The sequence below is a fragment of the Planctomonas psychrotolerans genome (assembly GCF_008642235.1).
GTDB lineage: Bacteria > Actinomycetota > Actinomycetes > Actinomycetales > Microbacteriaceae > Planctomonas > Planctomonas psychrotolerans.
Window position 1 is genome coordinate 921,282 of sequence record NZ_SJEV01000001.1, and the last position, 22,540, is coordinate 943,821.

Genomic DNA, 22,540 nt, shown 5'->3' on the forward strand with positions numbered 1-22,540 from the left:
GATCCTCCTGGTGCCTGTCGCGGGTGGGGTTTGGTCCCTTAGACGTGCGAGCGCCAGGTGTGCTGCGGCTGGTAGCCGAGCAGGCGCTTGGCCTTGTCGATGGACAGCAGCGTCTCGTGCTCGCCGAGCTCGCGGGTGACGGGAACGTCGGGGAAGATCTCGGCGGCGAGAGACGCGCTCGAGCGGGTCATCACGGTGTCGTCCTCGGCGATGATGAACACCTCGTACCCCGTGCCCTCCCACTCCAGTGCCTTGAGAATGGCCTGCGCGCCGTCACGACCGTCGATGTAGCCCCACAGGTTCCACCGCCGGCTCGACGCGTCGGAGTCGAAGGAGGGGAACTTCTCGTAGTCCTCGGGATTCATGACGTTGGAGAAACGCAGTCCGGCCACCTTGAGTTCCGGGTCCCAGCGCACCAGCTCCTTCACCATGGTCTCCTCGAGGTGCTTGACCAACGAGTAGGTGCTGTTCGGCTGGGCCGCGTATTCCTCGTCGACCGGGATGTAGGGCGGCGGCACCTCGAACGGCAGCCCCAGTACGGTCTCGCTCGACGCGTGCACGATGTTCTTGATGCCGGCGCGCGATGCCGCCTTGAACACGTTGAAGCTCGACAGGATGTTGTTCTGGAACGTGGCGATGTCGCTCATGATCGCGGGAGCCGGGATGGCGGCGAGATGCACGATCGCGTCGAAGCCGTCATGGGAGTCATCGACACCGAAGATCGCATCGATCACCTGCCCGTAGTCGGTGAGGTCGACGCGCACGAAGCCGGGTCCGCGCTCTCCGTTGACGTCGAGGTTCACGACGTCGTGACCCGCGTCCTTCAGGTAGGTAACGACGGTGCGTCCCAGTTTTCCGCTTCCACCGGTGACGGCAATTCTCATGGGTCGCTCCTTCGCGTCGCGGCGATCCGCGCGGCGCCCGTTCGGCTCGGCATCCGGATCACACCTGCCCCAGTCTGCACCGTCGAGCCGTTTCGTGAGGCCCTTGGTAGGGTCGAATCGCAGCATTCGTTGTGGAGCAGAACAAACGAGGACGTTGATGACTGAGACAACTATTCGCTGGGGCATCCTGGGCGCAGGCGGAATCGCCCGCACGTTCGCGAAGGCCCTGCCGTCGAGTCGCACCGGGGTTCTGCAGGCGGTCGCCGCCCGGGACGCCGACCGTGCCGCCGGATTCGCGCGGGAGTTCGGCGGTGCCACCTCGTACGGAAGCTACGACGAGCTACTGGCGGACGACAGTGTGGACGCCGTGTACATCTCCACCGTGCACACCACGCACGCCTCGCTCGCGGTGCGCGCGGCCGAGGCCGGCAAGCACGTGCTGTGCGAGAAGCCGATGACGATGAACGCTGCCGAGACCATGGCCGTGGTCGAAGCGGCTCGGCGCACGGGCGTGATCCTGATCGAGGCGTTCGCCTACCGCTTCCTGCCCCAGACCACCGCTCTGCTGGACCTGGTGCGATCGGGCGCGATCGGGGACGTCCGGTCCATCGAGGTGTCCCGCACGTTCAACGCCGACTACGACCCCGAGGGGCGTCTCTTCGACCCGGCGGTCGGCGGTGGCGCGATGCTCGACATCGGGTGCTATCCGGCATCGTTGGTGCGCATCGTGGCCGGTGCCGCACTCGATCGGCCCTTCGCCGATCCGGTCACCGTCGAGGCGAGCGGCGTGCTCGGCGACACGGGTGTCGACGAGTTCTCCGTCGCGAGCCTCACCTTCGGCGGCGGCATCACCGCCTCGATCGGCGCCGGCATCCGGGTGGAGGGCGACGCCAACCTGCGCGTCCTCGGCTCGCGCGGCATCCTCGACCTGCCCGACCCGTGGCTCGTGAACCCCGGCGTCGCGACGATCCGCGTGTCGAAGCTCGGGCACCCGACGGAGACGATCGAGATCGAGCAGGGCAACGGTTACGCCGCCGAGGCGGATGCCATTGCCGACGCGTTGGCGGGCGACAGCATCGCTCCCGAAGCACCCGAGATGCTGTGGGCGGACTCGATCGGCAACGCGCGACTGCTCGACTCCTGGCGGGAGGCGCTGGGACTCGAGTACCCGACTGAGCGCGCCGACGCCGACATCCCTTCGATCAGCGGCGCTCCGCTGCGCCGTGCCGACGACGCCGTGATGCCGTACGGCCGCATCGCCGACATCGGCAAGGACATCTCGCGGCTCATCCTGGGCTGCGACAACCAGCGGACACTCCCCCACGCCACGGTCATGTTCGATGACTTCTTCACCCGGGGCGGCAACGCGTTCGACACCGGCTACATCTACGGCGGCGGACTCATGGAGCGCCTGCTCGGCCAGTGGGTCGCGAACCGAAACATCCGGGACGACGTGGTGATCATCGGCAAGGGCGCCCACACGCCGCACTGCAATCCCGAAGCCCTCTCCGCGCAGCTCCTCGAGTCGCTCGACCGGTTGCAGACCGACCACCTCGACCTGTACCTGATGCACCGGGACAACACCGACATCCCCGTCGCCGACTTCGTGGACGTGCTCGACGAGCATCAGCGCGCCGGTCGCGTGCGCGCCTTCGGCGGATCGAACTGGACGATCGACCGCTACGAAGAGGCCAACCGCTACGCGCGACGCACCGGCAAGCACGGCTTCGTGGCGCTGAGCAACCACTTCGGCCTGGCCCGCGCGCACGACGTGCCGTGGGCGGGCTGCGAGCACGTGACCGATCCCGCGTCCCGCGCGTGGCTCGAGCGCAACGACGTGCCCCTGCTGCCCTGGTCGTCCCAGGCGCGCGGCTTCTTCACCGGCCGCGCTCGACCCGACGACACGTCGGATGCCGAGCTGGTGCGGTGCTACTACAGCGACGAGAACTTCGAACGGCTCCGCCGCGCGCGCGAGTTGGGCGAGCAGCGCGGGGTGCAGGCCACGGCGATCGCTCTCGCCTACGTGCTCTCGCAGTCGTTCCCGACGTTCGCCCTGTTCGGCCCGCGTTCGCTCGACGAGACCCGCGTGTCGATGGAAGGTCTGCGCGTGTCGCTGAGCGAAGCCGAACGGGACTGGCTCGACCTGCGGGCCGACACCCTCGGCTAGCGGGCGGCGCGGATCTCGTCAGAGGGACTCGTCGGTCCCTGAGCCTGTCGAAGGGACGCAACGGCACGCGGACCGGAATGTCCCTTCGACGGGCTCAAGGACCGTGGGAGCTCAGGAACCGTCGGGACCGGAACTTCCCTTCGACAGGCTCAGGGACCGTGGGAGCTCAGGAACCGTGGGAGGGTCAGGGACCGTAGACGACGCTACGTGCCGGGCTTCTCCCACGGCGCACGGATCGGGAAGTACCGCTCGAGGAATTCCCGGATGCGCTCCGCGCGCTCCGGACCGGCCACCTCGGGGAAGCTGCCGTCGTTCAGGCAGAACACGTCATCCGTCCTGCGCTCCAGCAGACCGGCCAGACTGTCCAGACCGGCGTACGAGGTGGTGTCGACATACCCCACCCGAACGGTCTCATTGCGAATGGCGCGACCGGTGAGCATCGCGTAGTAGTGGTACAGGGCGCCGGTCACCGAGATGTCGGTGCGGTTGCGGAAGGCGCTGCCGCGGGTGCGCTCGAAGTCCTCGGGCCACTCGTCTTCCATTTCGAGCAGAACGCTCTTGCGCAGCGGCTGCGGCACGTGCGCGATGTGCCGTGTCGCCATTTTGCCAAAGCGCTTCTGCAGCAGCTCCCGATTCACGCGAGCGGCGTTCTCGTAACCGCTCCTCTCCGGGTTGTTGGTGCCGAGGCCGATCCGCAACGAGGACTCCACGAAGGAGCTGATGCCGCCCGGCGAGAAGAACATGTCGGGTTCGATGGGCCGGCCGAAGAACACGTCGTCGTTGGAGTAGAGGAAGTGCTCGCTGATGCCGGGGATGTGGTGGAGTTGCGATTCGATGGCGTGGGAATTGTAGACGGGCAGCACGTCGGGGTCGACGAAGTAGTCTGCATGGCGCAGCACGGTGACCTTCGACGATTCGCCGAGCCACTCGGGAATGGGCGAGTCGGTCACCACGAAGATGCGGCGCACCCAGGGCGCGAACATGTGGATCGAGCGGAGCGCGTACCGCAGTTCATCCACCTGGCGGAAGCGCGCCTCCGAGTCATCGCCCTCGCCCACCACGTACGACTTCATGTGCTCGGCGACCGCGCGCTGCCAGTCGGGGTCGGATCCGTCCACCCAGGAGAAGACGATGTCGATGTCGAAGGTGATGTCGGTGACGTGGTCGTCGAACATCCCCTCGAGCGTGCGCCAGGTGACGCCGTGGCGCTCGATCGGCACCTCGACCGCCTCACTGACCGGCAGAACCCGACGCATGATGGCGTTCTGCACCGGGGCGAGGATGTCGGACGGCGTGTAGGTCCAGAACTCGAGCTGAACGGCGAAGGCGGCCCCGTAGCGCAGACCACCGTTCGGCTCGACCCGCGGCCGGAAGATGCGCAGCACCTGTGCGGCGTGATCATTGCTTAACGCCCCCGATGACACGAGCACCCGCGTGGAGTCGTCGCTACCGACGGTCTTCGAGTAGAACGGCTCCCCCGCTGCAGCGGTCGCCAGGGCCCGGGTTGCGGCATCGCGCAACCGGGAGTCGATCGACAGCACCGGCCGACGATCCTCGCCTCGCACCAGGAGATGCGGGATACCGGCGTGTTCGAGCGCCGAATGCACGAACAGCAGGTCCTCGATCATCGCTTCCGCGGGCGTGAGGGACTCGTTGATCAGGGACGTGTACTTCTTGCCCGCCACCACATCGTGCCGACTGAACGCCCGGGACCGGTGCTGTGCGGAATCGGCACCCGAGTCACCGGAGAGGGAGTTCGCCGACGAAACGTCTGCAGCGATGTGCTCGATGGAATCCTCCTAAGGGTGTGGGCAACCAGCCGATTTTACCCTGTCGCGCACCTCACCTCCCCGCCGACGCTTCTTCGCTCGACAAGGGGCCCCCGGGCGCGCATTCGGACGGGGTCCCGGTTCGCGTGTCGACGGGCGACCGACCGGCGGGCTCAGGGTTTTCCCAAGAGCGGACAGCCATCGTGCCCGCATGAGCGATACGCGTTCCCTGCCCGAGTCGAAGCAGGACACCGCGTCCGGCGCTTCCCCCGGGCGCAGACCCCCGGGATTCCGGTCCCGGCGGATGACCGTCGGGCTCGCCGTGCTTGCGCTCCTGCTCGGCAGCGCGGGAATCGGTGTGCTCGTGCTGCCCGATGCCGCGCCGCCGAGCACCCCGCTCGGCGCGGCGGCGGACCTGCCGGGCGGCCTGGCCCGAGTTCATGGCGTCATCCCGCTCGAAGAGGACGGCTGGCTGCCCCCGGAGGGTGCAGCCGAAATCCTCGAGTCCCCCGCTCCGCGCAGCCACCGGGTGCGGATCCTGGTGGAATTGACGGCGATCGAGGCTCGCGGACTGGAGTATTCCGCTGACCAGTTCGCCATTACGGGACTCGTATCCGGTGAGAGCCGTCTGGTGTGGGCCGATCCCGCGACCCGATCGCTGGTCCAGGGCGACACCCTGGCCGCGACGCTGGTCTTCGAGATCCCGAACGAGCGGATTCCCCTCGCCCTCGAGCACACCAGCGGAATGCGACTGGCCCTGGGCGCCGGACACCACGTCCCGAGCTGACGCACGGAGCACAGAGCACAGAGCACAGAGCACCCAAGTACCCAAGCACCCAAGCACCCAAGCACCCGAGCACCCGAGCACCCGAGCACCCGAGCACCCAATTTTGGGGTGCCGCATACCCCCCAGCTAGGGCTGTGTGACCCTCCGTAGCTCGGGCATCATGGCGTCGGAGGAATCAACGAGGATCCCTCACTTTTACCCTTACCCGAGGTCAACGATGACGCACGCACCCGCCCGAACGGAGAACAATCACTCGCAACCGGATGGTGATCGACTAGCGGTGACCGTCATCGGGCCGCTCACCGTTCGCCGAGGGGCGGTCGTCCTCGATGCACACAGTCTCGGCGGCCCCAAGCCGAGACAGATCTTCGAAATCCTCCTCCTCAACATCGGCTTGCCCGTCTCCAAGGCGCGACTCATCGACCTCCTGTGGGGTGATGCGCCGCCACGGGAGGCGCTGACATCACTCGAGAGCTACGTGAGCGTGTTACGCCGGCACCTGCAGCCGGGGCACGGCAGATCCGGTCCGCTGCGCACGGCCACCGGTGGCTACCTGATCGATCGGGCGGCCGTCGACCTCGATCTCGTGCGATTCGAGACCCTGGTGCACGAGGCTCAAGGTCTCGAGCCCGCGGGCGCCTTTCGCCTGCTGAGCTCGGCACTCGCGCTGGTGACCGGGCCGTTGCTGGGGGACGAGCTGCGGTCGGCGTGGGCCGAAGAGGAACGCCGCCGCCATGCCGTCACGGTCGCCGCCGTTCGGGTCGTCGCCGCGGAAGCCGCGATGGCGTTGGGGAGATTCGACGAAGCGATCCGGTGGTCCGAAGAGGTGCTCGCCGGGGATCCCTTGAACGAGCGGGCGTGGCTGTCCCTTCTCTCGAGTCTGGAGCGGAACGGACACCACGCCGAGGGACTTCGGGCATTCGCCGAGTGCCGGGCGATCCTGAACCGCGAGTTGGGTTGCGCGCCGAATCCCGCGCTCCGTCAGGTCCACGCACGCCTGCTCACCATCACCGCCGCCGATCAGAGCGACCTCTCCGAAGCCGTAGCGGCGCTCCTGATCCTCAATGACCGCCTGGCGCGGACGTCGGGCGGCACACCGGCCGACTCCGACGCCCCCCAGTCGCTCGAGGCCATCCGTCATGCCGGACTCGTGCTCTCCTCCTTCCTCCAGCGTGTGAGCGAAGCGGCCTGATGCACGCGCCGAAGGGGTCCCTAAAATCCCCCGTTGGCGGCATAATGTGCAGCACCAGTTCCACTCGCGGGGGTGACCGTTGGGATCGCAGCATGACCTACCCCCGGACCGGTGTGGCGACGATCCGTGTGCTTGTTGTCGATGACCACACCACCTTCGCCGAGCTGCTGACCGGAGCGCTCGACCGCGAGTCGGACCTGTGCTGCGTCGGTACCGCGCGGAGCGTGGCGGACGCGGTCGGCCAGTTCGAATCCATCGAACCCGACGTGGTCGTGATGGACTATCACCTCGCCGGCGGCAACGGGCTGGATGCGGCCGATCGCATATTGGCCCGGAATCCCCACGTGCGCGTGTTGATGCTCACCGGTAATCCCACCCAGGAGGCTCTCGAGCGGGCCGCCGCCATCGGAATCTGCGCGTTCCTTCCCAAGGACGGTTCGCTGGCGACGGTTCTCGACGCGCTCCGCCATGCCAGACGGGGAAGCATCATGGTGGATCCGGCCCTGCTGTCGCAGCTGACGACCGGGAGAGCCATCCCCCCTCCCGAGACCGCGCTCCTGACCTCGCGGGAGCTGAACGTGCTCCGGTTGATGGCCGACGGCAATGACGTGCGAACGAACGCGCGGCTCCTCGGCATCTCCGAGAGCACCTGCCGTGGCCATGTGAAATCGATCCTCGCAAAACTCCACGCACACTCGCAGCTCGAGGCCGTGGCCGTGGCCACACGCCGCGGCCTGATCGGAGGGGACGCAGATGATTAGTCGCGCTTCGGCCGCACAGAGCGCTTCGCAGGTGAAAGCTTTCGCTCGACTCACCCAGGATCGGCGATCGGAGGATCGGTCCGAGGTGCGGTCGGCGGTGGTGCGATTCCTGTTGATGGGGCTCGTCGCCTTACTCGTCATCTCGACACCGGTGGCATTCTGGATCCTCGCCCAGGCCGAGCGCCACGCGCTGGACAACGCTCGGAGCAGCACGCAACGGCTCGCCGATTTCGCCGTCGGCCCCCTGATCACGAGCGAGCTGCTGGCGGGAAGCCCGGAAGCCGCCCGCGGCATCGACGAACGGCTGCGACCGTGGATCGACGGTGGTCCCGTGCTGCGCATCAAGGTGTGGGACTCGAGCGGCCGTATCGTCTACTCCGACGTCGACGAATTGGTGGGTCAGGACTTTCCCCTGCCCGACTGGGCGGAGCAACTGCTCTCGGGCGGGCGGGGATCCGCGACGATCGAGCGGCAGAACGAACTGGAGAACCGGTTCGAGGCCGATGCGGGCGAGCTCGTCGAGGTGTACGTGCGGTCCGAGGCGGCCACCGGCGACCCTCTCATCTTCGAGGCCTACTACGACGACGACGACGTGCGCGCCGAGCAGATGGCGGTTCTATGGGACACGGTTCCCGCCCTGCTCGTGTCGCTCGCCGTTCTCCAGATCGCCCAGCTGGTGCCGGCGGTACGGCTGGCCCGGCGGATACAGGCGCACCAGCAGATGCGCCGGCACCTGCTGCAGCGGGCGATGGAAGCGTCGGACCTCGAGCGTCGCCGCATCGCGCGAGACCTGCACGACGACGTCATCCAGGATCTCGCGGGGCTCTCCTACGCCATGGAGGCGGAGGAGATGCGATCCTCCGCGGAGCAGCGACCGCTTTTCACGCAGGCCCACTCCATCCTTTCCGACAACGTGCGCACGCTCAGGGCGATGACGCGCGAGCTGTATCCGAGCAATCTGGAGCAGATGGGTCTCCCCGCCGCTCTCGATCGGCTGGCCGATCCACTGCGCCAGTCCGGTGTCCACGTGGTGGTGCGAACGTCCGACATCGACGATATTCCCCGCGATGCCTCGGCGATGTTCTATCGGGTGGCTCGCGAGGCGCTCGTCAACGTGCAGAAGCACGCACGGGCGACCGCCGTCGAACTGGCCCTGACCGACGAGGGCGACGACACGGTGCTGTCCATCAGTGATGACGGTCTCGGCTTCAATTCCGCCGCGGGCGCCCCCGACGGGCACGTGGGTCTGCAGATCATGCGGGACACCATCGAGGACGCCGGCGGGTCCATCGCCGTGGCGTCGCGTCCGGGAGCGGGAACGGTCGTCGAGGCCCGGCTCGGTAACGCGCACCGGTCGCCCCTGAGGTCAGGGTTTCTCCAAGACGATGCGTGAATCCTCGATGGTAAGCCCACATTTTCGAGGAGAATCCCATGACCGTTACACGGCGACAGGTACTGCTGCTAGGTGGACTTGGTGCCCTGGGTACAGCAGGTGCCATGTCCGTTCCCCTCGGCACCGTCGACGCGAAGTCAGCGAGCGAGCTGGACGACTCTCAGATGCCGCTCCCGTACCGAACACCGTTCGTGTCGGCGCCGGTCCTGCAGCCGTACTCCACCGGCATCGATCCGGCTGACGGACAACCGGTCAATCACTACCGGGTGACCGAGGTCGCCGCCATGGCCAGCATCCTTCCCCGCCTGAAGACGCCGATCCTCGGTTACAACGGGATGTTCCCCGGCCCGACGATCAACCTCGACCGAGGGACCAAAGCGGTTCTCCGAGTGCGCAATCAGCTGCCCGCCCAGCACGCCCTCGACGGGCACAGGCTGTCGACGTCTACGCACCTGCACGGATCCGCATCCCTGCCGCAGTACGACGGATACGCGAGTGACGTGACGTTCCCCGGCTTCTACAAGGACTACCACTTCGCGAACTCCCAGCCGGCACGCACCCTCTGGTACCACGACCACGGTGTGCACTACACCGCACTTAACGCCTACTCGGGACTCGCCGCCCAGTACCACGTGCACGACCCGGTCGAACGGGCGTTGCTCCCCCAGGGCCGCTTCGATGTGGCGCTCACGGTCAGCGATGCCATGTTCGCGGAGGACGGCTCGCTCGGCTACGACGACAACGATCATTCCGGCTTGTGGGGCGACGTGATCCTCGTCAACGGCAGGCCCTGGCCCGTGATGAAGGTGCAGAAGCGCGTGTACCGGTTCCGCATCCTGAACGCGAGCATCTCGCGTTCACTGCGCCCCTACCTGAGCACCGGCGACCCCCTCACCGTGGTGGCGACCGACGGGGGGCTCATGCCCACGGCCCGAACGGTGGCGAACTACCGTCACGCGGGTGCCGAGAGGTACGAGGTTCTCATCGATTTCCGCAAGTACGCCACCGGTAAGCGGGTCGAGCTGCGGAATCTCTCGAACAAGAACAACGTGGACTACGACCACACGAACAAGATCATGGCGTTCGACGTGGTCGGTGACCCCGTCGATACATCGGATCCGACGTGGAACCGTATTCCTACGACGCTCGTCGCGAGTGAAGCCATGAGTCTGACGGCGTCGCAGGCCACGAAGGTGCGTCGCTTCAGAGTGAAGAGGAGCGACACGACCAACCTGTGGTCCATCGACGACGCCACCTGGCAGGACGTCATCGCCAGCGGCTACCGCAAGGTGATCGCCGACCCGGCCCTGGGTGCGACCGAGATCTGGGAGTTCGAGAACGGCTCGGGCGGGTGGTTCCATCCGATGCACATCCACCTGGTGGACTTCCAGATCCTGAGTCGCAACGGCCGAGCGGCCTTCCCCTACGAGATGGGCCCGAAGGACGTCGTCTACGTCGGCGAGGGTGAGACCGTGCGGCTGCTCATGAAGTTCACCCCTCACCGGGGCAAGTACATGGTGCACTGCCACAACCTGCCCCATGAGGACCACGACATGATGGTGCAGTTCAGCGTGGGGCTCGGCCCCGACGAGGTCGACGTCAACGACCCCATGACCGCGGCTCCGCCGCAGTGGGACGACGGGGCCTGACCCCCGGTAGGACGGAATGCTCTGGCGCGCGTCGAATACCAGGACACCCGCCACCATCGCCTCGGTGATGGTGGCGGGTGTTCTTGGTGTGCTCGCCCTGCGGCTGTGGGTCGTCGAGCCCGTGACGGTCAGTTCGGACAGCATGGAACCGACGGTGCAAAGCGGGGAAACGGTGCTGCTGATGAAGGTATCGCCGACGGGTGGCCCGCTGTCCGGCCGGATCGTCGCCTTCGAAGGGGATGACGAACGGATCCTGGTGAAGCGTGTCGCGGCCGAGGGGGGCCAGACCATCGCCGTTCGCGACGGCCTCGTCTACGTCGACGGAGACGTCGTGCCCGAGCCGTACGTCGATTCCGCCTCCACGGACGGTACGTTCTTCCCTCTGACCACCGTGCCGGAGGGCCACATCTTCGTTCTCGGCGACAACCGAGCGTCTTCGGTCGACTCTCGAGACTTCGGACCGATCCCCACCGGGGACGTGACGGCGACCGTCCTGACCTTCTGAGCGACCCGGACGGGATCAGCCTCAGTAGTGAGGTACACACTTCCCGCGAAGCACTCCCGTCGTCCCTGCATCCAGTACCGGCCGGACGGCGAAGAGCCCCGCAGCTGACGCTGCGGGGCTCTTCCCGTCCCTATCGAGCGGGAGGACTATCCCGCCGTCACGGCAGCGGAGACGCTACCGCCCAACGAGGACTCCACCCAGATCGTCCCGGGGTTGGTTCCCGCTGCCCCGTCCCGAAGCCTCGCGGAGAACACGCCGGCGGTGACGGTGGACCTGCTGATCACCGTTCCGGTGGGTCCGCCACGTCGGATCGTCACCGTAGCGCCGTCCACGGAACCGGTTCCCTCGATGCGGAAGTCCCGCGACTTCCACTGCGCTCGAGCGACCGCGATCCGGTCGGGAACGGGCGTCACCTTCACCTGATCGGTCCGCACGACACCGTTGGAGGTGACCGTGAGGCGGAACGTCAGGGGGTTGTTCGTCATCGGGTGTGCGAACACCCTCAACGAGAACGACGGGGTGAGCGTCGTGGCGCCGGTGAGCGTGACCCTGTCGGGGTCGGTGGAACCGGTGAGTACCTGCTCCCACAGGTAGGTCGCGTTGCTGGAGGTGGATCGGCTGCCATCGAGGGTGACGGTGGTGGCCGTGGGTGCCCTGGTGATCGACTGGTCCGTTCCCGCGTTCGCGACGACGTCACCCAGCACCATCACCGGGGCCGTCCTCTCGGACTCGGGTCCGGTGCCATTCGCATTGAGCGCACTGACGGTGAAGGCGTACTCCGTGTCGCCGGCGAGTCCGTCGAAGACGAGAGTCGTCACGTCCCCGGCGGTCGACCGGGGCTCACCGGCTTGGCTGCCGTCGGCCAGATAGGCCTGCACCGAGTATCCGGTGATGGTGAGGCCGTCGCCCCCGGGGTCGGCCGGGGCCCAGCTCAGCGTGACGCTGCCGGTTCCGGCCTCCGGAGCCGCCGAGAAACTCGGCGCCGAAGGGAGGGCCTCATTCGTGATGATGAATTCGACGCTCTTCTGGTCGGAGATGTTCCCCGACACGTCGACCGCGGCGACGTTCACCACCGAGTCGGCGGTGATGTCGAGAGGCGCAGTGTAGAGAATGGCGACGGTGGAGAGCGTGCCCCCCGACAGGAACACGTCGGATTCGTCCAGCGTGTAGTAGATCTCCGCACCCGCCTCGTTGGCGGTAAGGGTCAGCTTCTGCGCCGTGCGGAACGTGCCACCCGCCGGTGTGGCGGACACGGTCGGGGCAGTCGTATCCACAACCGGGATGGCGTGCACCGCGGGGAACGTCTCACCCGCCGCGTTGACGGAAACCACGTAGACGTCGTAGGTCTCGTCGGGGTTCAGCCCGGAGATCGTCGTGCCGGTCGCTCTCGGGTTGTCGATGCGCTTTCCCATTTCGAGGCGCTCCCCACCCGTCACCGTCTGCGCCACCGCGTGCACGCGGTAGCCGGTGATCGGCGGCGTGCCGGGAATACCGACTGCGGGCGTCCAGGTCAGCTTGATGGCGGAATTCGTCCGGGCCGCAACCACGCTGGTCGGACCGGCGGGTCCGGAGGTCAGAGGGCCGTTCGGGCACCCTCCCATACCCGGCCCGCCGATCTCTCCAAATTCGGAGATGGTCAGCCCCTGCCGGTTTGCGTCACCATCCTCGAACTGCCAGGACATAGCGCGGACGCCGGCTCCGGCGTTCGCCGCGATCTGCGCCGCCTCAGGGTCGGTGAACACGTACGTTGCCGTGAACGTCTCGGGTCCGGCCTTGCCGAACTCGAGCATCGAGCTGTATCCGTCTTCGGGAGTCAGTGGCCCCGGTACGGCCCGCACATCCCGACGACCGACGGCCGTGTCCTTGAATGCGGGCTCGACGATCCTCTGCTCGGTCTGCGACTCGATCATCGCGTCGTCGATGTGACCGGTGACGGTCAGGGTCACGCCGTCACTGGCGAGAACGGGCACCTCCGTCACATACATGGGCTGCACCTTCGAGTCACCGACCGTCGACGTGCCGAACTTGATCGCCACCGTGTCGCCGTGCCGGATGTCCGGCGTGACGTTCAATCCCGTACCCGCCCCCCAGCACACCCCGCCCGGGTGGTTGATCTCGAAGGCGACGTCGCCGGGCGACACGACCGAGCGCGCCGACCCGATCACGCCGACGCCGGGGCGACTGACCTCCACCGTGGCGGTTTGGCCGACGCGGTCCTGGTATCCCTCCACCGTGATGAAGTCGCGATCGGGGAAGACGACGAGGTTGTCCGGGAACGTGGGCACCGCGGCCGAAGCGGCGGGGACGGCCACGAGGAAAGGGCCGCACAAGGCCGTTGCGGCCAGGATTCCTATTGCAGCCTTCGCGGCGGGCGTCCTACGTTCTGGAGCCGCCACGGACTGAGGGTGATTCTTCACTACGATCCACCTCCGGTGGGTTGGGAGTCCGTGACGGGATTCACGTACCGTCACAGGGTCGCGGCGGCTACTTGGAAAAACCATGCCGCCGCAGCGTTTCCCCGGTGAGGGAACGGGTGGGGGCGGGCCGCGAGCAGTTCCACCCGGCCGTACCGCTCGTCGAATCCTCCCGAAAGTCCTCCCAAGGGATGTCGCGGAACGCGCCGGTCCCACTACGATTTCGTTACGCCGCGCCGATGGGGGAGCGGAACGCGGTCGACCAGTACGCAAGCCTCGCGACTAAGGAGAACCCGTGAAATCCCTCAGGCACGCACTCGGCATGACAACCGTCGCTGTATTACTCGTCGGCGGGTCGATCGCCGCACCCGCCGCCCCGGCTTTCGCCGACCACACGCGTCAGCACACGTGCGATGAGGCCGGTGGTGTGTACACCGCCGGTGACACGCAGAACCTCGATCGGTGCGTCGTCACCACCTCGACATCGGTGACCGGCCCGTTCGGCGCACCTACCACCACCATCAGTGAGCCCCGTCCGCTCAACTCGCCCATCTACATCGACACTGCGCCCGTTCCCGCGGGCGAAGCGACCACGACGAGTGAGACCCGCGACGTCGGGTCCCCCGTCGTCGTCGAAACCACCCGGCTCGGGGAGCCGACCGTCACGTCGGCCGAGCGCGACACGGGCGACCCGGTGGCGGTATCCGTCGTGGAACCCGGAGCACCGGTGGTGACCGAACGGGTGGAGGAGGGAACGCCGACCACGACACGGACGAGGGGCTACCGCGACTGCGAGCAGGTCAGCAACTCGAAAGCAGGGAAGAAGGTCGAGCGGTGCGAGCGCACGACCGTGACGACCACGACGACTCCCACGACCGTGGTGACCACGGTCACCACGCCGCAGGACGAGGTCACGACCACCACGCAGCAACGCGAGACGGTCACGACGACGATCACCCCTCGAACCGAGGTGTTCACGTCCACTCAGGCGCAGGAGACCTGCGTGACCACGACGCAGCCCACGGAGTTCACGCGGTCGACCACTCAGACCACCATGCAGACCCGAACCGTCTCCTACCAGCAGCGCACGCTGACGACCACGACGACCACGTTCTACCGGTACGCCAACAACACGACCGGACCGCTCGTCCTGGTTGTATTCGCCGGTGGCGGTCCGAACCCTCGGGTCAGCGGACCTCGTGCCACTCCGGCGGAGCCGTACGTCGTGACGTACGAGGAGCCCGGGCCGACGCAGTTCACCACCGAGACACTCCCGGGGCCCGATGTGGTGACCACCGTCTGCTCCCCCACCGATGCCGAGGTGACCGTGACGGAAGGCGAGACGACCTTCGACGAGCAGGAGGTCATCACTCCTGCCGACCCCACGGTGACCGTCACTCGCGAGGCGCTCGACCCGATCGTGACCGAGTCGAGCCGGCCCGGTGAACCTCGCGTCACCACCAGCACTCAGGGCACCGGTGAGACCTGCTACACCAACCCGTCCACGGCGGAGCAGCGACGTAACAGCTGCAGCTAGTGGGCACCGATGGGGCTGCGAAAGATTTTCGCAGTCCCATCGCCCCCTGGGGACGACCTCCGGCTGCACGTCCGGGTTGACCCTGATGCCACGTCAGCGGCAGGATGCGCGAGGGGTCGTTTCGAGCAACGGCCCGGAAAGCAGCTCATGGCGCACTTCGCTGTCCTCATCTACGCCGACGACTCCGCGCACACTCCGGACGCCACGTCCGAGGACCTTCGAACGAGTGACCGGCACGCCCAGGCGCTCGACGAGTCCGGCTCCCTGCGATCCGCCTACGCCCTGACGCCGCGAGCGATGGCGACGTCGATTCGGGCGGACGGAGTGTCGGACGGCCCCTTCCACGAAGCGCAAGAGATCGTCGTGGGCTTCTACATCCTCGAGGCCCCCGACCTCGATGCGGCGTTGGCGATCGCCCGCACGACGCCGGCCATCCGCGGCGGCGGCGGCGTGGAGGTGCGGCCGGTGCACAGCGGCGGCACCGTGGCGCGCTGAGCGCGTAGCCGCCGGACCGGTTCTTCTCTCGTGTGGGTGCTGCTTCTCGACCTGGGCCTCCTCCTGGCCGACGTGGTCATCAGAAGCGCTCGTCGCCCGCGTTCGGTGCGCTCGCCCGAGGTACGACCGGGGCGACGGCGCTGAACCCGGGCGACGAGGCTGCGCGACGGGCAGGAATGACCTAGGTGCCGCAGAACGTGCGGTAGGCGCCGAAGTCCCCGGGGGCGGGGAGGGCATACCGCTCGAGCCCCGGGCGCTCGTCGCACGGGCGGGTCACCGCGTCGAGGAGCCGCTCGAGCGGGCCCAGATCCCCGTGGGTGCCGGCCGTGAGAGCCTCCTCCACCAGGTGGTTGCGCGGAATGTAGATCGGATTGACCCGATCCATCGCGTCGGCGTTCGGGGCGAGCGCGCGCCAGCGCTCCAGCCATCCGTCGAACGCGGGGGCGTCGAGGAAGAGGCTTCGTACCGGCTCATCGACACCGCGGACAGAGAGCCCGAGGTGTCGGAAGAACGAGGTGTGGTCGACGGAATTCCGTCGCAGCAGGGCGAGCAGTTCGGTGATCAGCGGCGACGCCACCTGCTCGTCGACCGGTGCGCACAGGCCAAGCTTCGCATTCATGCCGGCCGACCACGCGGCGGTGTACCGCATCCGGAAGGTCCCGAGTGCGTCGGTCGCGAGACTCACCGCCCGCTCCTCGTCGTCGGAGAGGAGCGGGAGCATCGCTTCGGCGAGCCGCGCGAGGTTCCACTCCGCGATCATCGGCTGGTTGCCGTAGGCGTAGCGTCCGCCCTCGTCGATCGAGCTGTAGACGGTTGCCGGGTCGAAGGCGTCGAGGAACGCGCACGGGCCGTAGTCGATGGTCTCGCCCGAGATCGTCATGTTGTCGGTGTTCATCACGCCGTGCACGAACCCCACGAGCATCCACTGCGCCACGAGCGCAGCCTGTGCGGCCACGACCCTCTGGAACAGGGCGAGATAGGGCTGGACGTCCGCTGCGGCGTCGGGGTAGTGGCGGGCGATCGCGTGGTCGGCGAGGCGGCGCAGCAGACCGCTGTCACCGGTGGCGCGGGCGTATTCGACACTGCCGACCCGCAGGTGGCTGTCCGCCACCCGGGTGAGGACGGCTCCGGGCAGCATGGTCTCGCGGCGCACGGGACGCCCGGTCGCCACCACGGCGAGCGACCGTGTCGTCGGGATGCCCAGGGCGTGCATCGCCTCGCTGACGATGTACTCGCGGAGCATCGGACCGACCGCAGCCAGACCGTCACCGCCTCGGGCGAACGGTGTGCGCCCCGAGCCCTTGAGGTGGATGTCGCGCAGCCGTCCGTCCGCGCCCGTGACCTCGCCGAGGAGGAGGGCGCGGCCGTCGCCGAGGCGCGGCGAGTATCCGCCGAACTGGTGGCCCGCATACGCCTGGGCGACCGGGTTCGCGTCCGTCGGCACGCGCGTTCCCGTGAGGAACCCGAGGCCGTCGTCGCTCCGAAGGGACGCCGGATCGAGCCCCAGCTCCGCCGCCAGGGGCGCGTTGAGCACGAGGAGACGCGGCTCGGGGGCCGCTTCGGCCTGCCAGGGCAGGGCCAGCTCCGGCAATTCCCGGGCGAAGCGGTCGCCGAGCACGAAGGTGGGCTGGAGCGCGGTACTCACAATTCCGAGACTATTCCTCACACCGCGCTCCGCCACCGCTCGGGCCGCCCTCCGGGTTCCGAGCGAACGCTTAGAAGTCCCAGTCCTCGTCCTCGGTCATCTCCGCCTTGCCGATCACGTACGACGATCCGGAGCCGGAGAAGAAGTCGTGGTTCTCGTCGGCGTTCGGCGAGAGCGCGGACAGGATCGCCGGGTTCACGTCGGTGACGGCACTCGGGAACATGGCTTCGTAGCCCAGGTTCATCAGCGCCTTGTTGGCGTTGTAGTGCAGGAACTTCTTGACGTCCTCGGTGAGGCCGACCTCGTCGTAGAGGTCCTGCGTGTACTGCACCTCGTTCTCGTAGAGCTCGTAGAGGAGGTCGAACGTGTAGTTCTTGATCTCCTCGCGGCGCTCCGGCGATTCCTTCTCGAGGGCGCGCTGGAACTTGTACCCGATGTAGTACCCGTGCACGGCCTCGTCGCGGATGATCAGGCGGATGAGGTCAGCCGTGTTGGTGAGCTTCGCGCGGCTCGACCAGTACATCGGCAGGTAGAAGCCCGAGTAGAAGAGGAACGACTCCAGCAGGGTGGAGGCGACCTTCCGCTTCAGCGGGTCGTTGCCGTGGTAGTAGCCCAGAACGATCTCGGCCTTGCGCTGCAGGTTCGGGTTCTCCACCGACCAGCGGAACGCGTCGTCGATCTCGGGCGTCGACGCCAGCGTGGAGAAGATCTGCGAGTACGACTTGGCGTGCACCGACTCCATGAACGCGATGTTCGTGTAAACGGCCTCCTCGTGCGGGGTGAGCGCATCCGGGATCAGGCTGATCGCTCCGACCGTGCCCTGGATGGTGTCGAGCAGGGTGAGACCGGTGAACACCCGCATGGTGAGCTGCTGCTCCTCCGGCGTGAGCGTGTTCCACGACTGCACGTCGTTCGACAGCGGCACCTTCTCGGGCAGCCAGAAGTTGTTGACGAGGCGGTTCCAGACCTCCACGTCCTTCTCGTCCTGGATGCGGTTCCAGTTGATCGCGTTGACGGAACTCACGAGCTTGACCTTGCCGCCGTGCGCGGGGTCGTGCTGTGCGGAGTTCACCTTGTCGAGAAGAGTCATGAGTACGAATTCCTTAGCTGGGCCGACCGGTTAGAGCATGCAGCTGACGCAGCCGTCAACCTCGGTGCCCTCGAGCGCGAGCTGGCGCAGTCGGATGTAGTAGATGGTCTTGATGCCCTTGCGCCACGCGTAGATCTGCGCCTTGTTGATGTCCCGCGTCGTCACCGTGTCCTTGAAGAACAGGGTGAGCGAGAGGCCCTGGTCGACGTGCTGGGTCGCCGCTGCGTAGGTGTCGATGATCTTCTCGGGGCCGATCTCGTACGCGTCCTGGTAGTAGTCCAGGTTGTCGTTGGTGAGGTAGGGCGCCGGGTAGTAGACGCGACCGATCTTGCCTTCCTTGCGGATCTCGATCTTCGACGCGACGGGGTGGATCGACGACGTCGAGTTGTTGATGTAGGAGATCGACCCGGTCGGCGGCACGGCCTGCAGGTTCTGGTTGTAGATGCCGTGCTCCTGCACCGACGCCTTCAGGGCAGCCCAGTCCGCCTGCGTGGGGATCGCGATGCCCGCGTTCGAGAACAACTCGGCCACTCGGGTGGTCGCCGGTGCCCACACCCGGTCGGTGTACTTCTCGAAGAAGGTACCGTCCGCGTACTTGGAGTCGCGGAACCCGGCGAAGGTCTGCTTGCGCTCCATCGCGATGCGGTTGGATGCGCGAAGGGCGTGGAACAGCACCGTGTAGAAGTAGATGTTCGTGAAGTCGATGCCCTCTTCGCTGCCGTAGTAGACGCGCTCCCGGGCGAGGTAGCCGTGCAGGTTCATCTGGCCGAGCCCGATCGCGTGGGACGCGTCGTTCCCCTTCTCGATCGACGGGACGGAGCCGATGTGGCTCATGTCCGACACCGCCGAGAGACCGCGGATGGCCGTCTCGATGGTCTTGCCGAAGTCGGGCGAGTCCATCGCCAGCGCAATGTTCATCGAGCCGAGGTTGCAGGAGATGTCCTTGCCGATCTCGTCGTACGACAGGTCGTCGTTGTACGTGGTCGGGGTGTTGACCTGGAGGATCTCCGAGCAGAGGTTCGACATGTTGATGCGGCCGGCGATCGGGTTCTCCCGGTTCACCGTGTCCTCGAACATGATGTACGGGTAACCCGACTCGAACTGGATCTCCGCGATCGTCTGGAAGAAGTCGCGCGCCTTCATCTTCGACTTCTTGATGCGCGGGTCGTCGACCATCTCGTGGTACTTCTCGGTCACCGAGATGTCGGCGAAGGGCACACCGTAGACGCGCTCCACGTCGTAGGGCGAGAACAGGTACATGTCCTCGTCCTTCTTGGCGAGCTCGAAGGTGATGTCGGGAACGACCACGCCGAGGGACAGCGTCTTGATGCGGATCTTCTCGTCGGCGTTCTCCCGCTTGGTGTCGAGGAAGCGCATGATGTCGGGGTGGTGCGCCTGCAGGTACACGGCACCGGCACCCTGACGGGCACCGAGCTGGTTCGCGTAGCTGAAGGAGTCCTCCAGCAGCTTCATCACGGGGATGATGCCCGACGACTGGTTCTCGATCTGCTTGATCGGGGCGCCTGCCTCGCGGATGTTGGTGAGCGCGAAGGCCACGCCGCCGCCGCGCTTGGAGAGCTGCAGGGCGGAGTTGATGGAACGGCCGATCGACTCCATGTTGTCCTCGATGCGGAGCAGGAAGCAGGAGACGAGCTCGCCGCGCTGCTTCTTGCCCGTGTTGAGGAAGGTGGGGGTGGCGGGCTGGAAGCGACCGCCGATCATCTCCTCCACGAGGTCGACCGCGAGCGTCTCGTCGCCGCCGGCCAGGCTGAGCGCGGCCATGACCACGCGGTCCTCGTAGCGCTCGAGGTAGCGCTTGCCGTCGAACGTCTTCAGCGTGTACGACGTGTAGAACTTGAACGCTCCGAGGAAGGTCTGGAAGCGAAACTTCTTCGAGTAGGCGAGGTCGTTCAGGCGCGTGATGAACTCGAAGGAGTACTGGTCCAGCACGGCCTGCTCGTAGTACTCGTTCTCCACCAGGTAGTCGAGACGCTCGCGAAGGGTGTGGAAGAACACCGTGTTCTGGTTCACGTGCTGCAGGAAGTACTGCTTCGCGGCTTCCTTGTCCTTGTCGAACTGGATCTCGCCGTTGGGCCCGTAGAGGTTCAGCATCGCGTTCAGCGAGTGGTAATCCATGACCGGCTTTGCCGGCGCCTCCGTGAGTGTTACTGCCACAGCGAATCCAATCCTTCGTTGACGATCGTCACGTCATCTTGTGTGCCGAATACTTCGACCTTGTACATGTGCGGTACTCGGCACTTGGCCGAGATGATGTCGCCGGCGAGGCAGAACGCGTCGCCGAAGTTGGTGTTCCCGGCGCCGATGACGCCGCGGATCAGGGACCGGTTGACCTCATCGTTGAGGAACCGGATCACCTGCTTGGGTACTGCACCCTCGCCGTTCCCGCCGCCATACGTCGGCACCACGAGAACATAGGGCTCGGTGACCCGCAACGGTTCGTCCCTCGCATACAGCGGGATGCGATCCGCGGGCCGACCGAGCTTCTCGACGAACCGGCGAGTGTTGCCGGAAACGCTCGAGAAGTAGACGAGTCGCGTCATGCCACCTGTACGGCGAGCGCGGCGATCTTGTCGGGACGGAAGCCGGACCAGTGGTCGTCTTCGGTGACGACGACGGGAGCCTGAAGGTAGCCCAGCGACTTGACGGTCTCGAGAGCCTTCTCGTCGACGGAGACGTCGAAGATCTCGTACTCGACGCCCTGCTTGTCGAGCGCGCGGTAGGTGGCCGTGCACTGCACGCATGCGGGCTTGGAGTAAACGGTGATAGCCATGCGGTTGATCCCCTCTGGTGGCCCGAAATGGTCGGGCGAGTGTTCGGTTGGTAAGGCGATTCGAAAGCCCCCGGCCGAGCTTCGCCATCCCGTTCCGGCCCGTCGATCCGGTTCGGATCATCGTGCCCTTGCGAGACTTCAATACTACATATGGGTGCCGACATTAGGAACGACCCCTAGATGCAGTAGTTACATTCGTGTAGTTCAACCTAGGGTTGTCCACCGACATTCCACATCTCGACCTCGGTTTTCCACCGTTTCTCCACAGGGTGATGCCCGAGTTTTCGGGGGTTCGATCGAACCTGTGCGATACCGCCCTCCACAGCCGAAAAGTTCGAACGGATTTCCCGCCTCCGGATGAGCTCGGCGTGTCGCCACCGCGGCGCCCGCCTCCCGCGCCCTCCCCTACCCGCGCGCGTCCGGAACCCTCCACCGACCGCTCCGCATTGGGCGCTCCGCATTGAGCGCTCCGCAATGAGCACTCAATCCGGCATCCGCTCACCCGATGCCGGAGAAAGTGCTCACCGGCGGGTGCCCAGCGGCGGATCATCGTGCGGGCATGGCGCATCGCGCGTCCGCGTCGGAGACTTCCGGTATGGCGATCGAGCGACTCCGGGCGATCTTCGACGAGGACGCGGACCTGTATGCCCGCGCCCGCCCGGGCTACCCGGAGGAGCTGATCCGCGACCTGTCGGCCACCGCGTCCCTCGGCCCCGGCAGCCGCGTCCTCGAGCTGGGGCCCGGTACCGGCCAGGCGACCGCGGCGCTCCTCGACCTCGGTGTGCACGTCACGGCCATCGAACTCGGGGCGAACCTCGCTCGCGTTCTCGAGCGCGACCTCGGAAGCGAGCGGCTCGACGTCGCCGTGTCGTCCTTCGAGGATTGGACGCTGCCTCGTGAGCCATTCGACGGCGTAGTGGCATTCACGTCGTGGCACTGGATCGACCCGGCGATTCGCACACTCAAGGCCGCTGCCTCGCTATCGCACGGTGGCGCATTGGCCACGGTGACAACCACGCACGTGCGGGGCGGCACGGCGGAGTTCTTCGACGCGGTCCAAGGCTGCTACGAACGCTGGGATCCGGCCACCCCACCGGGCTTGCGGACCGTTCCGGCGGACGAGATTCCCGCCGACCGCGACGAGGTCGACGACTCCGCGCTCTTCTCGCCTGCCATCCGGCGAAGGTACGAGCGGGACGTCCGGTACACGACGGCGGAGTACGTGGCCCTCCTGTCGACCTACTCCGGCCACCGCGCGCTCCCGACGGAGTCCCGGAACGGGCTGCTGGCCTGCATCGCGAACCTCATCGACTCCGACCACCAGGGCTCGATCACCAAGCGCTACCTGTACGAGCTGCGCGTCGCCCACCGCACGTCCGAACCCGTGGATGCGCCGGGAGGCGAAGCGAGGCGGCGACTGAGCGATTGATCCGGCATCCCGATGCTCGGTACCGGAGAAAT

Annotated in this window: 18 protein-coding genes; 10 read left to right on the plus strand and 8 right to left on the minus strand. The window is 66.7% G+C overall.

Features of this window, described 5'->3' with window-relative positions; all coding sequences use genetic code 11:
- Positions 1–38: 38 nt before the first annotated feature.
- Positions 39–884, minus strand: coding sequence for an NAD-dependent epimerase/dehydratase family protein (locus EY822_RS04010; protein WP_150307095.1), 846 nt, complete (start codon positions 882–884; stop codon positions 39–41).
- A 157-nt stretch (positions 885–1,041) separates the two neighbouring features.
- On the opposite strand from EY822_RS04010, the gene EY822_RS04015 reads away from it, so the two are divergent.
- Positions 1,042–3,051, plus strand: coding sequence for an aldo/keto reductase (locus EY822_RS04015; RefSeq protein ID WP_150307096.1), 2,010 nt, complete (start codon positions 1,042–1,044; stop codon positions 3,049–3,051).
- A gap of 203 nt (positions 3,052–3,254) precedes the next feature.
- On the opposite strand, the gene EY822_RS04020 is transcribed toward EY822_RS04015, so the two are convergent.
- Positions 3,255–4,736, minus strand: a complete 1,482-nt coding sequence (locus EY822_RS04020; protein WP_150307097.1) for a stealth family protein — start codon at positions 4,734–4,736, stop codon at positions 3,255–3,257.
- Between the two features lie 295 nt (positions 4,737–5,031).
- Here EY822_RS04020 and EY822_RS04025 point away from each other — a divergent pair, with 295 nt between their 5' ends.
- The 6 genes from EY822_RS04025 to lepB all read left to right on the plus strand — a co-directional run bounded on the left by EY822_RS04025 (position 5,032) and on the right by lepB (position 11,107).
- The gene (locus EY822_RS04025) at positions 5,032–5,607 is read left to right on the plus strand and encodes a hypothetical protein (protein WP_150307098.1); all 576 of its coding nucleotides are present in this window, start codon (positions 5,032–5,034) and stop codon (positions 5,605–5,607) included.
- Between the two features lie 217 nt (positions 5,608–5,824).
- Positions 5,825–6,799: an AfsR/SARP family transcriptional regulator gene (locus EY822_RS04030; RefSeq protein ID WP_150307099.1), complete on the plus strand. Its 975-nt coding sequence runs from the start codon at positions 5,825–5,827 to the stop codon at positions 6,797–6,799.
- A 113-nt stretch (positions 6,800–6,912) separates the two neighbouring features.
- The gene (locus EY822_RS04035; RefSeq protein ID WP_227497011.1) at positions 6,913–7,560 is read left to right on the plus strand and encodes a response regulator; all 648 of its coding nucleotides are present in this window, start codon (positions 6,913–6,915) and stop codon (positions 7,558–7,560) included.
- A gap of 31 nt (positions 7,561–7,591) precedes the next feature.
- Positions 7,592–8,953 (plus strand): sensor histidine kinase, encoded by a 1,362-nt coding sequence (locus EY822_RS04040; protein WP_150307101.1) that lies wholly within the window; start codon positions 7,592–7,594, stop codon positions 8,951–8,953.
- A 104-nt stretch (positions 8,954–9,057) separates the two neighbouring features.
- Positions 9,058–10,602 (plus strand): multicopper oxidase family protein, encoded by a 1,545-nt coding sequence (locus EY822_RS04045; protein ID WP_227497012.1) that lies wholly within the window; start codon positions 9,058–9,060, stop codon positions 10,600–10,602.
- 16 nt (positions 10,603–10,618) lie between these two features.
- Entirely contained in the window at positions 10,619–11,107 is a 489-nt protein-coding gene (gene lepB, locus EY822_RS04050; RefSeq protein ID WP_227497013.1) for a signal peptidase I, read from the plus strand.
- A gap of 146 nt (positions 11,108–11,253) precedes the next feature.
- Here lepB and EY822_RS04055 read toward each other — a convergent pair whose 3' ends face one another.
- Positions 11,254–13,419, minus strand: a complete 2,166-nt coding sequence (locus tag EY822_RS04055; protein WP_227497014.1) for a fibronectin type III domain-containing protein — start codon at positions 13,417–13,419, stop codon at positions 11,254–11,256.
- 424 nt (positions 13,420–13,843) lie between these two features.
- On the opposite strand from EY822_RS04055, the gene EY822_RS04060 reads away from it, so the two are divergent.
- Both EY822_RS04060 and EY822_RS04065 read left to right on the plus strand, forming a co-directional pair.
- A complete protein-coding gene (locus EY822_RS04060) occupies positions 13,844–15,058 on the plus strand; it encodes a hypothetical protein (protein ID WP_150307104.1) in 1,215 nt (404 codons plus the stop codon).
- Between the two features lie 147 nt (positions 15,059–15,205).
- Positions 15,206–15,553, plus strand: a complete 348-nt coding sequence (locus EY822_RS04065) for a YciI family protein (protein WP_150307105.1) — start codon at positions 15,206–15,208, stop codon at positions 15,551–15,553.
- Between the two features lie 181 nt (positions 15,554–15,734).
- Here EY822_RS04065 and EY822_RS04070 read toward each other — a convergent pair whose 3' ends face one another.
- From EY822_RS04070 to nrdH, 5 genes are all read right to left on the minus strand, one after another.
- A complete protein-coding gene (locus EY822_RS04070) occupies positions 15,735–17,198 on the minus strand; it encodes a protein adenylyltransferase SelO (protein WP_150307106.1) in 1,464 nt (487 codons plus the stop codon).
- Between the two features lie 70 nt (positions 17,199–17,268).
- Positions 17,269–18,288: a class 1b ribonucleoside-diphosphate reductase subunit beta gene (gene nrdF / locus EY822_RS04075; RefSeq protein WP_150307107.1), complete on the minus strand. Its 1,020-nt coding sequence runs from the start codon at positions 18,286–18,288 to the stop codon at positions 17,269–17,271.
- A 30-nt stretch (positions 18,289–18,318) separates the two neighbouring features.
- On the minus strand, positions 18,319–20,424 hold the full coding sequence (gene nrdE / locus EY822_RS04080) for a class 1b ribonucleoside-diphosphate reductase subunit alpha (protein ID WP_227497303.1): 2,106 nt from the start codon (positions 20,422–20,424) through the stop codon (positions 18,319–18,321).
- Positions 20,425–20,453: 29 nt separating this feature from the next.
- Complete coding sequence (gene nrdI, locus EY822_RS04085) at positions 20,454–20,849, minus strand: class Ib ribonucleoside-diphosphate reductase assembly flavoprotein NrdI (RefSeq protein ID WP_150307109.1); 396 nt, start codon at positions 20,847–20,849, stop codon at positions 20,454–20,456.
- Positions 20,846–21,079, minus strand: a complete 234-nt coding sequence (gene nrdH, locus EY822_RS04090) for a glutaredoxin-like protein NrdH (protein WP_150307110.1) — start codon at positions 21,077–21,079, stop codon at positions 20,846–20,848. The genes nrdI and nrdH overlap by 4 nt, the downstream gene beginning before the upstream one ends.
- Before the next feature lie 559 nt (positions 21,080–21,638).
- On the opposite strand from nrdH, the gene EY822_RS04095 reads away from it, so the two are divergent.
- A complete protein-coding gene (locus tag EY822_RS04095) occupies positions 21,639–22,508 on the plus strand; it encodes a class I SAM-dependent methyltransferase (protein ID WP_150307111.1) in 870 nt (289 codons plus the stop codon).
- Positions 22,509–22,540: the final 32 nt, after the last annotated feature.

Bases quoted from the DNA above. Each gene is read 5' to 3' on its own strand.
- nrdF (WP_150307107.1), bottom strand. From the start codon at position 18,288: ATGACTCTTCTCGACAAGGTGAACTCCGCACAGCACGACCCCGCGCAC.
- EY822_RS04060 (WP_150307104.1), top strand. From the start codon at position 13,844: ATGACAACCGTCGCTGTATTACTCGTCGGCGGGTCGATCGCCGCACCC.
- EY822_RS04025 (WP_150307098.1), top strand. From the start codon at position 5,032: ATGAGCGATACGCGTTCCCTGCCCGAGTCGAAGCAGGACACCGCGTCC.
- EY822_RS04010 (WP_150307095.1), bottom strand. From the start codon at position 884: ATGAGAATTGCCGTCACCGGTGGAAGCGGAAAACTGGGACGCACCGTC.
- EY822_RS04095 (WP_150307111.1), top strand. From the start codon at position 21,639: ATGGCGCATCGCGCGTCCGCGTCGGAGACTTCCGGTATGGCGATCGAG.
- EY822_RS04030 (WP_150307099.1), top strand. From the start codon at position 5,825: ATGACGCACGCACCCGCCCGAACGGAGAACAATCACTCGCAACCGGAT.
- EY822_RS04045 (WP_227497012.1), top strand. From the start codon at position 9,058: ATGTCCGTTCCCCTCGGCACCGTCGACGCGAAGTCAGCGAGCGAGCTG.
- EY822_RS04065 (WP_150307105.1), top strand. From the start codon at position 15,206: ATGGCGCACTTCGCTGTCCTCATCTACGCCGACGACTCCGCGCACACT.
- nrdE (WP_227497303.1), bottom strand. From the start codon at position 20,424: ATGGATTACCACTCGCTGAACGCGATGCTGAACCTCTACGGGCCCAAC.
- lepB (WP_227497013.1), top strand. From the start codon at position 10,619: ATGCTCTGGCGCGCGTCGAATACCAGGACACCCGCCACCATCGCCTCG.
- EY822_RS04015 (WP_150307096.1), top strand. From the start codon at position 1,042: ATGACTGAGACAACTATTCGCTGGGGCATCCTGGGCGCAGGCGGAATC.
- nrdI (WP_150307109.1), bottom strand. From the start codon at position 20,849: ATGACGCGACTCGTCTACTTCTCGAGCGTTTCCGGCAACACTCGCCGG.
- nrdH (WP_150307110.1), bottom strand. From the start codon at position 21,079: ATGGCTATCACCGTTTACTCCAAGCCCGCATGCGTGCAGTGCACGGCC.